The sequence below is a fragment of the Pseudomonas sp. EB271-G4-1 genome, assembly GCF_058791355.1.
On the sequence record NZ_JBYTEO010000005.1, the window covers coordinates 52,474 to 65,697 of the forward strand.

Consider the following 13,224-nt stretch of genomic DNA (forward strand, 5'->3'; position numbering starts at 1 on the left):
TAAATCGGTCCCCTTTTCGGTCCCTGATCATCGTTGTTCTCCCGTAACCCGTGTTTTGCTCTTCGTTAAAGTCAGGCTCAACAGGACGGAAACCAAGATGATGCCGCCGACTGTGGTCAGCGACCATTGGATCGGCACGTGCCACCACGGCGCGACCAGCATCTTGCCGCCGATGAACACCAGTACGATGGCCAGGCCATATTTGAGCAAGTGAAAGCGGTCGGCCATGTCGGCAAGCAGAAAATACAGTGCGCGCAGGCCCATGATGGCGAAGATGTTGGAGGTGAACACGATAAACGGGTCCGTGGTGACGGCGAAGATAGCCGGGATGCTATCCACCGCGAACACCAGGTCGCTGGCCTCGATCAGTACCAGCACCAGGAACATCGGCGTCGCCCAGCGCAGGCCGTTCTGGCGCACGAAGAAGTGCTCGCCGTGAAAGCCGTCGGTGATGCGAAGATGGCTGCGCAGCCAGCGCAGCAAAGGGTTCTTTTCGAGGTCTGGCTGCTGGTTGGCGAAGATCAGCATCTTGATGCCGGTGATGACGAGGAAAGCACCAAAGACATAGAGTAGCCAGGCAAACTCCTGCACCAGCCAGACGCCGGCGAAAATCATACCGGCGCGCATGACGATGGCCCCGAGCACGCCATAGAGCAAGACACGGCGCTGCAACTCTGGCGGCACGGCGAAGTAGCCGAAGATCATGACGAAAACGAACATGTTGTCGATCGACAGCGACTGTTCAATCAGGTAGCCGGTGAGAAATTCGAGCGTTGTACGCTGGGCCACTTCGGCACCGACATGGCTGTGCAGATACCACCAGAGCAGAGCGGCGAAGACCAGTGCCAGGCTGACCCAGGCGATGACCCAGGCCAGCGCTTCGCGGACCGAAACACGATGCGCCTTGCGCCCGCCGAAGACGAACAGATCGAGCGCCAGCATGGCAAGGACGAACACGATGAAGGCGGCCCACATCCAGGGTTGGCCGACGCTGATGGCCGTCATCTACTGTCTCCGCATGAAGCAACAATAGGCTGGAGGAGTCATGCTAGCGAGCCTGTTACCACAACAAAAATCGTTTATTCGTTGCGAATAGTTCGTTTTTTACGAAGTATTGATTCAGGTGCTGAACTACCAGCAACCGCATTGGTTATGCTCCGTGGTCAAGACGGGTGGCGTGGCGCGCGCTTCCAGCAGTCTCGTCTCTTGCTCGATCGTGATGGAAAGGTCTGCTACACCCTTCGACAGTCTTGGCAACTGGTAAGCCGGTGATGCTGGCGTATATTGATAGTGTCGATCCAGGTAGTTGAGGCGATAAAAGATCGCCAATGGTGGGACAAGCGAGAGTGCTGGGGGCACTAGCGGATAACCCGGAACGTTGGAGGTGTCACATGAGGCAGTATCAACGACTCTTTCTGATCGCAGGTCCCACCATGCGTCACTCGCCGGCGATGGAGCGGGCAATCGCATTGGCCGACGCTACAGGCGCAGCGCTGCATATTGCGGTGTTCATCGAAGACTTCGACCTTATGCGGTTAATGAGCAACAGTGAACAGCTTCGTGAGAGTTGCCGGCAGGAGAACCTGCAGTGGCTGACGGATGAGGCCGAACTCATGCGCAGGAAGGGCATCACTGTGACCACCGAAGTTGCATTGACCCGTGACCCGCTGCAAGAAATCCTTGGGCATGTGGCTGAAATGCAGCCTGACCTGATTATCAAGGACGTACACCATGAATCAGCGCTCAAACGTGTATTCATCACGCCTTTGGATTGGCAGTTGTTACGCGAATGTCCGAGCGCTGTACATCTGGTCAGCGAAGTCAGGTGTCCGCTTCCTCGAGTAATAGTGGCGGCGGTTGATCCATCGCATCCTGAGGGTCAGATCAGCGCAATCAACGACAGCATCATTCAGGCGGCGAGCGAAATGGCCGCGCAATGCGAAGCTGAATTGCACATCCTGTATGCCTATGAACTAACCCACACACATTTCTCTGATGCAGGTGCTGGCGCCGTGACGATGCCAGGCTTCGCCAACGACGTGCGCCGGTCACTTGAAAAGTGCTTCGTTGCCTTGGCCGGACGCCACGGCGTGCCACCTGAGCGACAACATTTCATTGCTGGGCCGCCAACGAAAGCGATGGCCGACTTTGCCACTCATACTCGAGCGGATGTCTTCGTAATGGGAAATACCCATCACAAAGGGGTGGACAAGCTGATTGGCAGTACCACGGAGCATGTTCTGTATCAGGTGCCCTGCAGCGTTTTGGCCATCAAGGGAGAAGCGGATCACTGAACGAAAAAACGGCTGGGGAAAAGGGGACAAATTTTTTTAGAACACCATTGGCGTAAGAATAGGCTTCTACCCCAGTGGTGCTTTACAACGACTTCGCAGCCGAAGGGCGCGAAAGCCCCCCCTCGCCCAAAAAACGTGGCTACTCAGTTGAGTCGAGTCGATCCAACGCCTGTTTACAGCCAGCTCACCTGACATGATGACCTGCGCCTTGAACATGGATGGAACTCCGATGCTATTTAGAAAGGAGCCATCACCGCCTGCGCCATCGAGTCGATCAACATGAGCCTGCGCAAGGTCACCAAAAGCAGAGCCTCATTCCCGACTGACGATGCGGTAATGAAGCTCTTTTATCTGGCGCTGAACAACATCAGCAAGAAGTGGACAATGCCAATCAGGGACTGGGCGGGAGCCTTGAACAGGTTCAGTATCCAGTTCGAAGACAGGCTTTTGCAGGATTACCAGCCACCCCCGTTTACACAGGATTCATTACACCCCCCGCTTATCCTTAAGAGAAATACCGATTGCGGGATAAGGAATGATTTCTCGATCTGACTTGTTGTTGGAATTATCGATCGCTGTCACACCAAACTCGTATCGCACCCCCGCTTCCAGCCCGGTAATGGAAAATTCCAGTTGTTTCGTGCGCCCCAATTCATCATCGATACCTTTATCGACGATATAAGTAATATCCCCAGAACTGTCATATGACTCATCCCAGCTCAACTGCAAGGCCAAATTTGAGGTTCTTAACCCTGTAGGTTTGGTGGGCGCGGTAAGATCCTCGAAGTAGACATTGACACAAACAGGCTCTGAGAAAGTGAATCCATCATCAAAGGTACGAATGCAGTAGGAGTGGTCCCGCCCCTGTTCTGGAGTGGTATCGGTATAGGGAGGTGTTTTTGGGGTATCGAGTAAACTCTTATCTCGGCGTATCTCATAACGAGGCTCACCACCTTCAACTTCACCGGGACTCCAAAAAAAGGAAACCTGATCGAGAGTCTGATTGAAGGGCTCGAAGAAGCTTGGAGGCTTGGGTTGCATTCGGTCGGGGGTCTTGAATTCGACCAAAGCTGGTTCTGTATTTCCAAACGGCGGAACGTACCCAACGAGCGTAAAACTGTAGTTTGTATTTTTCGTTAAGTTATCTAAGGTAATTCTTCCATTCGGCCCTCTATACAGCTCAGTTGGAACACCAAAGGAATAGTCAGTAAGAATATACGTAAGCGCAGGCGACGTCGCTTCCACCTGAAAAGTAGTCCAGGTTATATAATTGATTTTAAACTCCAAAGGAGGCAAATTAGCTTCAGCGTTCATACACATTCTCCAAAATGATTAATAGTTACCCTTCAGCACTTGTTATTCAAACCGCATTAACAAAACAGCCTGCATGAAATCAGTACAAACTTATCTAATCACAAAAATACAATTAAGAATACTAGCAATTCTGCTAGTAATTAATCGCAACCTGAAACTCCCACTCGTGTTAAAGCCCCCTCAATCATTCGGTCGAGCCCCTTATCCCAAGGAACACAAAGAGAACATTCAATACTCTTGATCATCTGTTCGCCCTCATCTGAAAATTAATGGTACGTTCGTATTTTCACTGCACATTCGACTCTTGGGCACTGTAAGAAATGCCAGTTTTTAGACCCTATCGAAATTACGGCTATCATCAAATCGTAAAATCCGGCCAAATAAATACAAACCGAATGGGCATATATATTTTTCCGGCTCCGTTTACCCGCCTGTCCATAATGAAACCTTGCTGAGTAACACCTTTGGGTTATGGCAAAGTGCGCTAGGGGGGGGGGGCAAAGCGAGTGCAAGACTCACCAAACCCCCACAACCCCAATCCTGATAAACTCCCCCACCTCCCAGCCTCACCGATTCCAGATCCCCCATGTCCGTATCCAACGCCACACCCGCCCCACTCTCCCGCCGCTTCTCCGTCGCCCCGATGATGGATTGGACCAACTATTCATGAAGGCCTCACAAATAAAGGCTTAAAGAGCATCTGTTTTTGCTGCGTACCTCTTTCGTACCACCGCCCGCACATTTCCAGCCGCCATTTGAGTTCACCCATCGGCATTCCGCTAACTTAAAACTCCCTGCTACGCTGACCTCAAAACCGAGGATTCGCGATGCCAAATTCTGACCTGCTCCCTTCCCTGCTATTCAAGATCAACGAAAACCAGCTCGCCTTGGAAGCCGCCATCATGGAGTTATCGAATTGGGTCGAACAACATGGCGCCGCTGACGCCGCCGATAACGTCCGCGGCGCCTTGGACACCATCGACAAGAATGAGGAGTTCATCAAAATGACACTCGCGCTGATGATGACTCCGGAGTGATCTGCTTGGCATTCCGTCGCCAGCATTCGCCATAACGTCGCAACTCAATTACTGTATATTCAAACAGTATGTGTAAGGCGCGACCGTGGATCCCTACGAAATCGAAGACACCAGCGAATGGCTCTGCAGCCCGACCAGGTTGGAAACCGTCAAGCATTACGCAAGCATGCTCGAGGAAGACGTCCAGGATCTAAAGCGTCAGTTGCAGGCGACAAAGGAAAATATTTCCACCCTGGTGGAAATGAACGACCTGCTCTCGACCGAACTCCAAAAGAAGCGGGCATGGATGGCGAACCTGGAGGCGGAAACCACCGACCAGCTTTTCCAGATTCGAAGCCTGACGCTGGTCCTGGATCAAAAAGAAAGGATCATTCGCGAGTTGCAAGCTGGTAATCAGAGAGGCTGAACATGTGCGGACGACTTTCCCAATACGACGGCATCCACGATTTCGTCGCGGCACTCAGCATGCCCAACCCTCTGGTAAACAGCGCCGGCGACCATCCGTTTGAGCGGTACAACGCCGCTCCGACAACCCAGCTCGCCATCTTTCACCAGGAGGGTGAGTACCTGCACGCCGACATGGTGCGCTGGGGATGGCGCCCGCATTGGGCCAAGGACCGCGCAGCACCGATCAATGCCAGGGTGGAGAAAGTCGCACACGGCCCATTCTTCCGCGCTATCTGGCCACACCGGGCGATCATCGCCATCAACAACTGGTTTGAATGGGTAGATGAAGGCGGACCAAAGAAGCAGCCCTATCTGATCCGCCGGCGGGACCGGTCACCAATCCTGTGCGCTGCGATCGGCCAGTATCCGAATGCCGAACATGAGCCCAGCGAACACGACGGTTTCGTCATCATCACCGCCGACAGTGCCGGCGGTATGGTCGATATCCCAATCCGGGAAAACGCCGGCTAGATCAAATAGCGCCAGGCCCGCTTCAGGAGGGGTCGATTGCCGCCCTTAATGATAGGTAGAAATCGGCCAGAAGGGGTCACAGGACAAACTGGTCCACCACCAGGTCCTGTGGAGGCTCCGCCTCCCGGTCTGGTATAGATTTGCCCTTCACCCACGGTTCAGTTTTAATTAGAAGCCATAGAATTGATCTTTATTAATCCTTGAAAGACCAGGACCACCAATGATTATCAGGAACATAAGTTACGACAACAAAGTCATTGAGCTTTGCGGAAGCAACTATAATAATGAAAAAAATGTTTATACTTTACTTGTAGGCCGAAACGGATGTGGAAAAAGCACTTTACTGAAAAAAATATGCTTACTAAATCTAACCTCCTCGATGAGCAATAAATCCATTTCATTTAACGCATTACAGCTCTCTAGATACTTTGATCACAACGCAAACAAAAACCTCAACAATACAGGAAGCATGACATATAAAAGCTACGATACAACATATACAATAACAATCAAAAAGCCACAATTACATTTTATACCAAACAATCTTGAAGGTGCTGACTCTCTACATCGTGAAACTTTCGAGCGCACCCTCAGAGACCATCACCTGATGCAAGAGAACGAAATACGGCATACAACCAATTCCACCGAATCCCCTCCATATAAAAACCCGAAATTGATTGCCGTTTCATCGAGCCCTTTTGACAAATTTCCAATACTCGACAAATTCTCAATACCTGACGAAGATGTAAACCTTCTAAATCACTACATCTACAGAGGAACCCGAACCAATGAGCAAAACTCACAAAAAAACTATTTAACATCTAAGTTTGATCAGCTCGGCGGCTCATTTATTAATTTATTTTTAAACCACGAAAGCAGAAAAAATGAAATCCTACCATTATTCACTTACCTGGGCTTAACATCAAAATTAAAGCTAATACTCAAAACTAGTTTTCATTTTTCTTTCGATGACTTTCTAGACGAAAAAGGCAGAGGCCCAATAGAAGCAATCCGAAACGCTCGTTTTTTCAAAGGAGGATCAGTCCGAGGCATTGAGGAACTTTCAGCTGAAGTCAAAGAAAAAATTGTGGATAGCGTGAGAGCCATTCGTGACCACTACAATAAAGATCAAGAAGAATTATTTGGAAGAAACTCAACCTACGAATTAGACTTAAATATCACATCGGACACAAAAGTAGAACTACTAAAAGAGTTTGCAACTCTTGCAGAACACGACCTCATCGATTTAGAAAACATAGAATTTACCAAGACCAAAAACAGCTCATCCTTTTTACTAACAGAAGCCAGCTCCGGAGAGCTTTGCATTCTATTCAACATACTTTCTATCGCAGGAGCGATTTCCGACGATTCAGTAATTTTATTGGACGAACCCGAGCTCAGCCTTCACCCGGAATGGCAGCGTGATTTTTTACCGTTGGTAGAAGGAATATTTTCAAACTACAAAAGATGTCACTTCATTATTGCAACTCACTCACCACAAATCGTTTCATCAATGAGCCCATCAAACTCATACGTTGTCAATCTCGAAGACAATCCAGCGATAGTAATCGATGGCAAACAAACACACACGCAATCTTCCGACTACCAGCTTGCGCATGTATTTAGGGCACCCGGACATAAGAATGAATACTTATTAACTCAGATCGTCGAAATACTGTCCCAGATTAGAGATGGCAGAAAGCCTGACGAGGTCTTCTTATCTGAGATTGAAAGTCTTTTGAAATTTCATGACTTGGTACCAAGCAATGACCCAGTAAAAAAACTACTATCCACACTTAAGAAAGCATTACGGGTCATAGAAAATGATTGAAGTCAAATTTTCAAGTAGTGAGAGTGCCATTATCGAAAACCACTCTCGCTCACCGAACAAGTCCGCTTCTGACTGGATAGATAAAATTTTTGAGCCAGTAAAAAAATCAATAAAAGACCATTATTTAAAAGAGCAAAACTATACCTGTTGCTTTTGCAGGCAAAAAATAATGGTAAAACACAATAGAGCATGGGATACAGAACACATTATATCTAGATCCTCACATCCAGAATTCATGTTCCACCCTCAGAATCTTTGCGTCATATGCATAGACTGTAACTTAGAAAAAGGCAGTAAAGAAACACTGTCTACGCCGAAGAAAACAATTAAATTCCCAAACAAATCGAATGCATACAAAATCATACACCCTCATTTCGACACTTATGATGAACATTTAAAAGTCATTGTCGCTGGACAATTATACTCATGGAAAACACCAAAAGGTCGTGCAACACTTAACATCTATGGACTTGATCGCTTTCTGAAAATCGCCGACAGACCTAAACAGCCTGACTCAGATGTAAAACGCCTAATGAAGACCGCCTTAACTTCACAAGATGATGATAGTTACACTTCTATTGAGTTGGAGCTATTAGAAATTTTTGTTTTAAAGCACTCAGAAAAACTAGGATTGCAAATGAGCATTGATATAATGAAGAAATTAAAAGAAACACAAACTGATTAATATGATAGCACAGGGCTCACACACTGATTGTTGGACTTCGCTAGTGGCGTGGTGCGGATGCATATTTCGGTAAGATCTCCCAACCCTAGCGACTGACAATCTAACTCGACTGATGAAATGCTTCGGTTGAGTTGTACCAAACCAGGTCTGCTAACCGAGGGTAGTACGAAGCTACTGCTTTGCTCTATCCAAGGCCCGGTAGGTTCCATCACCGGTGTCATTCGCTAAATCTGTATATATGTACTGCTAACTGCATAGCCACCCTGCAGTCAATTTATTGCTGGATATTGCGACAGGTGGGGAAAGGCCGAAAGTCGTCCCTCCCCTAACCTATTTAGAACAACCCGTCCAATGCCGCTGGATCCCAGTTCATGATCACCAACTCGCCGCTGATCTCAGCTTTGCCGTGCCGCTGATTGGAGCTGGTGTAACGAATGTCCAGCGTCTCGAAGTGGAAGCCCTCGAACACGCGGCGAATATCCGGGTGATCGTTGATGCTGACCATTACCTTGCCTTTGCAGCGGCGCATAAAGTCAGCCATTCGCTCATAGTTCTCGAATGGAAAGTCCACCCCATAGCCGGCCGTCTGCCAGTAAGGAGGGTCCATGTAGTGAAAGGTGTGGGCACGGTCGTAGCGTTCTGCGCATTCGAGCCAGGGGAGATTTTCGACATAGGTACCGGACAGGCGCTGCCAGGCGGTGGAGAGGTTTTCTTCGATCCGCAGCAGGTTGATGGCAGGACCAGTGGTGGCGGTACCGAACGTCTGCCCGGAGACTTTACCGGCAAAGGCATGGTGTTGCAGATAGAAAAATCGGGCAGCGCGCTGGATGTCAGTGAGTGTTTCAGGGCGGGTCATCTTCTGCCACTCGAACACCTGGCGAGAGCTCAGCGCCCATTTAAACTGGCGCACGAACTCTTCGAGGTGGTTCTGCACGACGCGGTACAACGTCACCAGGTCGCCGTTGATGTCGTTGAGGACTTCAACGGGGGCAGCCTGAGGTCGCATGAAGTACAACGCGGCACCGCCGGCAAAGACTTCGACATAGCATTCGTGAGGCGGAAAAAGCGGAATGAGGCGATCGGCCAGGCGGCGTTTGCCGCCCATCCAAGGGATGATGGGATAGGACATCGATAGCAAGACCTTTACTGTATGGATAAACAGGTGCTAGGCTCGCTCCGCTTTGTGCACGAAGCAGGAGCCTTGGCTGGAATTGCAGGGACATTCTGCGAGGACGGCGGTCGGTCTGGATGTTGACGCATCCACACCGGCCGCTCTTTTTTTTGCTTATTTACTCAACTTTGGCTGCAGGATCAGGCGAGCCACCATCACCAGAATTCCAAGCACGCCATAAGCCACCGGCGGCAATACCGCCTGCAGCTGAGGCAGCAGCTGCTCAGCGATACCCAGTGCTGCAATGGCACCGCCCGCTTGAACGCTGGACATTTTTAAAGCGTCTTTCCAGTTGCCAATGAGTTCCATAATTTCCCCGTTCTATTTCAAGTAGTGCCCCGCTGGCAATTGCTAGCAGGTATGAATCAGGCCAGTGTTTTCAGTGAGACCTGGTACAGCGCAAGCCGCTCGGCGGCGCCGTGTGGCACCCGTCCAGGCTTGCCGGTGTTGATGACACTGCCGATATCCTGAAATCGGCCCGCGTCGGCCATATCGTTCAGGCTGTGCTGCGTCCACCACCAGGCGGCAGACATGGCGGCGTATTCGGGCTGCTCGAGCAGCTCCGGCTGATCGTCCAGCGGCAGACCCAGACCGGTGCCGGCAGCGCTGTAGTTCGAGCGGCCGGTGATCTGCAGCAGCCCACGTCCGCGGTATAACCAACCATCCCCGGGCGCCTTGTTGCCGTTGCGACCGGCGTACGCATCGTTGGCGATCGCATCTGGACGCCTGGCCAGGTGGATCGCCTTGGCGTTCGGCTTGCCATCGGCGCCGCAGTACCGATCTTTCCAGGTCGCCGCCAAACCCTCCGCGCTGTAGTTCAGGTTCTCTACCAGCCTCCGCAGATGCCCAGACTCATGCCCAACCTGGGCCAGGAACGCGGCCTGACGCACACGGCTGTCGATCTTGTAACGGGCCATAGCGCGGTTCATTGCAGGCAAAAAAATGCCCGCTAGAGGGCGGGCATTGGGAAGTATCTGTAGCAGTTGTTGCTGTGTAAGAGGCATGCATCTCTCCAAGCAGAAAGCCCGCGCTTGGCGGGCTATCAAAACGCAGACATAAAAAAACCGCTCATGGCGGCTGGTTTATCACGAATATCTACTTCAGACGGCGATGCCTTTGCGCAGGGCATACGCACGCAGATCATCAATGGTTGTTGCTATCTGAACCGGCGTTAAAAGGTCTGAGTGCACCTGGACCAGCGCAACATCCCCGGAGCCGCCAAACGCATTGAACGCACTGCCCAAGCGAAGTTTGTTAACTGTTCGACGCCGTGGCAGACCTGCAGGCGGGGTTACAGTGTTCGCTCGGTTGTTAGTGACATCACGAAATGTAATACCGACCGAGCTGATGGTTGCTACGAACAGTGCAAAGGTCTTGATGTTTTCCCAAGACACTGAACAGACGACGTTTGTCCGATCAGCATCATTGTTCCCGTAAGCTGCAGTAAAGGAAACCATCCCTCCGCCGGCTGAAGTCATGTACATGTTGATGCCGTCGGAGGTACCCCCTGCTGCCGCAACCCCTTGCTGCGTTCCTAAAAAAGACGGCCTGGTTGGAGATGCAAGACCGGTGTCAAGGCTGCGAGCAATACAGAAAACCGTCATGCTGTCAGACTCTGGGATACCCGACTGGATGTAGTCTGACAAAGACTTTATGGAAGCGTACCCGGCAGTAATGCCAGGTGTTCCGACGATACTTCCCTGCTCGATGCCCTTACCTGGCGCATAGTTTCGAGCAGCCTTCTCCAAGCTTGTGTTGAGAAAGTGAATACCTTTCAGTGCATGGCGCACAGGTGCTGCGTATTCCGTTGCGTACGCTTCAGCGTCTACGCCTTTTGCAATAATACGAACGCCGCCCATATTCTTCTCCTTAGAAACCTGTTTTACGGTTGAATTCGAACATCACGCAGGGGTTATGCAGCGCGAAAGTGTTGCCAAGTGGTGATGTAGCGGTGTCATAGAGGCCGTGCGTATCGCGCAGGTTTCCCCGCGCCCCGACTACAGGACCTGAGGCCGCTGCATCGCCAAGACGCCCCCTGGCATAGCTCAGAACCGCGTCAGTGTGTGCTGCTCGGCTGAGTGTCAGGCGCACTGTGTCGCTGCCGGTGACATCCACCACGCTGATGAGATTGGTAACTACAGCCCCAAACTCGCGAATGTCGAATCCGAAGTTTGGAGCTGCAGCTGCTAGTGCAGTGTCAAGGACCAGTTGACCGCCCGGCACATGGAACTTGATATCGATGTGGTCAGTGCGCCAATCGACGGTGACAGGTTCCAAAGGGCGCCATTTGCCGCTTCGATGAACCATCGTTTCGTGCATTGCGCGACTGTAGTACTCACCCAGCAGCCAGCTGCCTTCGTTGGTCAGATGCAGGTTGTCGGTGTAAACCGGAAAGATGTAGTCGGGTACCGCCATGACCACATCCGGGCGCATGCGGCTGGCACGCCACTGAGCCAAGGCAATCTGCATGGTGTCACTGCTGTAGCGTCGATGCGCGGCGACCTGGTAAGTAAAGAGGTACGGCCGAAACTTCTGCCCGGTAATCTGTGCAATTTCTCGAGACATAGCATCAAACAGTTCTAGTTGGAGCTGCGCGTACTGGTAGGCGGACTTTGTGGCTGTTGCGCCGCTACCGGTCGTTGAGTAATTCGCTTCGCCTTGGGTCCAGGTGTACGCCCATACCGAATAGGTTTTTCCGAGACTTTTCGAAAGCGCGGCATGATCCTTTATCAACTGGATCGTTTTTTCATAATAGCCAGTCCCACCAGGGCCTAAAGATTCAACACTCTGACCACCCATGCCGGGGGATGAAGCGATAAGCACCCAGTCAACCGCCTTCTCACCAGCCGCTACAGCTCGGCGCACAACCCCGTTACACATTGCCAAAACCGGTGCCTCGCCATCGTCACCAACCACCGTCTCTACCAGAGGTACGTATGAGCTTGCGTTGTAGCCTGGCTCACCCGCCCGGATCTTCGTGCCACTCACCAGCATTAAATTGTTGTACGGTTGAACTGTAGAAATGATCGGGAGCGAAAACGCCCCACGCCCTTTCGATTGCCCATAACCAATGATGTGTATTTGGTCTGTACGTTGTTGCCGGTCCAATTCAAGGGTTGTCGAGAGGACCTGAGTCTGCCCCGCACGTGAGGGACCAAAAAACGCACCCTCGCTGTCGAATCTACCGGCGACGAATCCACAACCACCCACAAATTCAATGCCAGCTTGATCAGAAGGCTGAGTGACCAGACCATTGATATTGCTTTCAGCAGCGCCGAGCCGGGCAAAGATGAAATTTCTGAAGTCCGAAATCTCCAGTCCATCACCTGAGTTGCTCAGCTGCGCACCGAGCAAATCCAATGTTCCATCAACCATCAGCTTCAGCAAAGTGAAGCGCCGACTTGCGTCATTGACCTCCAAAGCGACACCGTCCTCCTCACTGCTGTAGTTATCAATCAGCTCCCTGATCGACGAAATCGCATCGGCAGAAGGGTATCGCTTGATTTCGACCGCTACTCCCGCCACCTTCCGGTAAAGAATGAGGAACTCTTCGACGCCGGAGGAAATCACGCTGAAATATCTACCATCGAGGGTTGCGGCCAACCCCGAAGCTATATCCGGGTAAATTTGGGCGGCCACCTGCGCGGAGTTCGCAGCGGCCTCAGCGCGAACCATAGCTGCTTCAGCAGCCAGCAAGGCATCTTGCGGGTCAACCGTTACGATCCCTTCCATCATGGGTGCGACGTAACCGCCTCGGCGAATCTTGATATCGATCCGTGGTTCGCGGGTGTAAAAAAAAACGCGGGCATTACCGTCTGAGGTCAGGGGGTTGGCTATTGGAAGCTCTGTATCAGCTTTTGCGAATACATCCGCACGGACGTTGGATCCGCTCACAAACACGTCCACCGTTGCACCGGGCAGCAGGGCGCCGTCCTCGGCCCTGGCGGCGAAGAATTGGATGGGTTGCATATTGA

Annotated in this window: 12 protein-coding genes and 2 pseudogenes; 7 read left to right on the forward strand and 7 right to left on the reverse strand. The window is 51.3% G+C overall.

Annotation, left to right across the window (positions count from 1 at the left end; all coding sequences use genetic code 11):
* Positions 1–27: 27 nt before the first annotated feature.
* Positions 28–1,005 carry a TerC family protein gene (locus tag AC3WWR_RS04040; protein WP_020795935.1) on the reverse strand — a complete coding sequence of 326 codons (978 nt, stop codon included), beginning with the start codon at positions 1,003–1,005 and terminating at the stop codon, positions 28–30.
* A gap of 386 nt (positions 1,006–1,391) precedes the next feature.
* Here AC3WWR_RS04040 and AC3WWR_RS04045 point away from each other — a divergent pair, with 386 nt between their 5' ends.
* Together AC3WWR_RS04045 and AC3WWR_RS04050 are read left to right on the forward strand one after the other, a co-directional pair.
* Positions 1,392–2,294 carry a universal stress protein gene (locus AC3WWR_RS04045; RefSeq protein ID WP_033042256.1) on the forward strand — a complete coding sequence of 301 codons (903 nt, stop codon included), beginning with the start codon at positions 1,392–1,394 and terminating at the stop codon, positions 2,292–2,294.
* 252 nt (positions 2,295–2,546) lie between these two features.
* A pseudogene (locus tag AC3WWR_RS04050) lies at positions 2,547–2,747 on the forward strand (transposase); the annotation flags it as partial.
* A 33-nt stretch (positions 2,748–2,780) separates the two neighbouring features.
* On the opposite strand, the gene AC3WWR_RS04055 reads toward AC3WWR_RS04050, so the two are convergent.
* Positions 2,781–3,608 carry a fibronectin type III domain-containing protein gene (locus AC3WWR_RS04055; protein WP_492598480.1) on the reverse strand — a complete coding sequence of 276 codons (828 nt, stop codon included), beginning with the start codon at positions 3,606–3,608 and terminating at the stop codon, positions 2,781–2,783.
* An 827-nt stretch (positions 3,609–4,435) separates the two neighbouring features.
* Here AC3WWR_RS04055 and AC3WWR_RS04060 point away from each other — a divergent pair.
* From AC3WWR_RS04060 to AC3WWR_RS04080, 5 genes and pseudogenes are all read left to right on the forward strand, one after another.
* Positions 4,436–4,645, forward strand: a complete 210-nt coding sequence (locus AC3WWR_RS04060) for a hypothetical protein (protein WP_492598481.1) — start codon at positions 4,436–4,438, stop codon at positions 4,643–4,645.
* 85 nt (positions 4,646–4,730) lie between these two features.
* Positions 4,731–5,051, forward strand: coding sequence for a hypothetical protein (locus tag AC3WWR_RS04065; RefSeq protein WP_492598482.1), 321 nt, complete (start codon positions 4,731–4,733; stop codon positions 5,049–5,051).
* Between the two features lie 2 nt (positions 5,052–5,053).
* Positions 5,054–5,539 (forward strand): annotated as a pseudogene (locus AC3WWR_RS04070) (SOS response-associated peptidase family protein); the annotation flags it as partial.
* A 244-nt stretch (positions 5,540–5,783) separates the two neighbouring features.
* Positions 5,784–7,394, forward strand: coding sequence for an AAA family ATPase (locus tag AC3WWR_RS04075; protein WP_492598483.1), 1,611 nt, complete (start codon positions 5,784–5,786; stop codon positions 7,392–7,394).
* Positions 7,387–8,079, forward strand: a complete 693-nt coding sequence (locus tag AC3WWR_RS04080; RefSeq protein WP_492598484.1) for an HNH endonuclease — start codon at positions 7,387–7,389, stop codon at positions 8,077–8,079. Before AC3WWR_RS04075 ends, AC3WWR_RS04080 begins: the two co-directional genes overlap by 8 nt.
* 334 nt (positions 8,080–8,413) lie before the next feature.
* Here AC3WWR_RS04080 and AC3WWR_RS04085 read toward each other — a convergent pair whose 3' ends face one another.
* From AC3WWR_RS04085 to AC3WWR_RS04105, 5 genes are all read right to left on the reverse strand, one after another.
* The gene (locus AC3WWR_RS04085; protein WP_492598485.1) at positions 8,414–9,208 is read right to left on the reverse strand and encodes a DNA adenine methylase; all 795 of its coding nucleotides are present in this window, start codon (positions 9,206–9,208) and stop codon (positions 8,414–8,416) included.
* A 156-nt stretch (positions 9,209–9,364) separates the two neighbouring features.
* Complete coding sequence (locus AC3WWR_RS04090; RefSeq protein ID WP_492598486.1) at positions 9,365–9,559, reverse strand: DUF7940 domain-containing protein; 195 nt, start codon at positions 9,557–9,559, stop codon at positions 9,365–9,367.
* A 56-nt stretch (positions 9,560–9,615) separates the two neighbouring features.
* Positions 9,616–10,254, reverse strand: coding sequence for a glycoside hydrolase family 19 protein (locus AC3WWR_RS04095; protein WP_492598487.1), 639 nt, complete (start codon positions 10,252–10,254; stop codon positions 9,616–9,618).
* A gap of 96 nt (positions 10,255–10,350) precedes the next feature.
* Positions 10,351–11,109, reverse strand: coding sequence for a hypothetical protein (locus AC3WWR_RS04100; RefSeq protein WP_492598488.1), 759 nt, complete (start codon positions 11,107–11,109; stop codon positions 10,351–10,353).
* Positions 11,110–11,119: 10 nt separating this feature from the next.
* Positions 11,120–13,219 carry a hypothetical protein gene (locus tag AC3WWR_RS04105; protein ID WP_492598489.1) on the reverse strand — a complete coding sequence of 700 codons (2,100 nt, stop codon included), beginning with the start codon at positions 13,217–13,219 and terminating at the stop codon, positions 11,120–11,122.
* Between the last annotated feature and the right edge of the window lie 5 nt (positions 13,220–13,224).

What these genes read in the sequence shown, in the direction of transcription:
- AC3WWR_RS04040 (WP_020795935.1), bottom strand. Translation starts at nt 1,005, where the DNA reads ATGACGGCCATCAGCGTCGGCCAACCCTGGATGTGGGCCGCCTTCATC.
- AC3WWR_RS04045 (WP_033042256.1), top strand. Translation starts at nt 1,392, where the DNA reads ATGAGGCAGTATCAACGACTCTTTCTGATCGCAGGTCCCACCATGCGT.
- AC3WWR_RS04055 (WP_492598480.1), bottom strand. Translation starts at nt 3,608, where the DNA reads ATGAACGCTGAAGCTAATTTGCCTCCTTTGGAGTTTAAAATCAATTAT.
- AC3WWR_RS04060 (WP_492598481.1), top strand. Translation starts at nt 4,436, where the DNA reads ATGCCAAATTCTGACCTGCTCCCTTCCCTGCTATTCAAGATCAACGAA.
- AC3WWR_RS04075 (WP_492598483.1), top strand. Translation starts at nt 5,784, where the DNA reads ATGATTATCAGGAACATAAGTTACGACAACAAAGTCATTGAGCTTTGC.
- AC3WWR_RS04080 (WP_492598484.1), top strand. Translation starts at nt 7,387, where the DNA reads ATGATTGAAGTCAAATTTTCAAGTAGTGAGAGTGCCATTATCGAAAAC.
- AC3WWR_RS04085 (WP_492598485.1), bottom strand. Translation starts at nt 9,208, where the DNA reads ATGTCCTATCCCATCATCCCTTGGATGGGCGGCAAACGCCGCCTGGCC.
- AC3WWR_RS04090 (WP_492598486.1), bottom strand. Translation starts at nt 9,559, where the DNA reads ATGGAACTCATTGGCAACTGGAAAGACGCTTTAAAAATGTCCAGCGTT.
- AC3WWR_RS04095 (WP_492598487.1), bottom strand. Translation starts at nt 10,254, where the DNA reads ATGCCTCTTACACAGCAACAACTGCTACAGATACTTCCCAATGCCCGC.
- AC3WWR_RS04100 (WP_492598488.1), bottom strand. Translation starts at nt 11,109, where the DNA reads ATGGGCGGCGTTCGTATTATTGCAAAAGGCGTAGACGCTGAAGCGTAC.
- AC3WWR_RS04105 (WP_492598489.1), bottom strand. Translation starts at nt 13,219, where the DNA reads ATGCAACCCATCCAATTCTTCGCCGCCAGGGCCGAGGACGGCGCCCTG.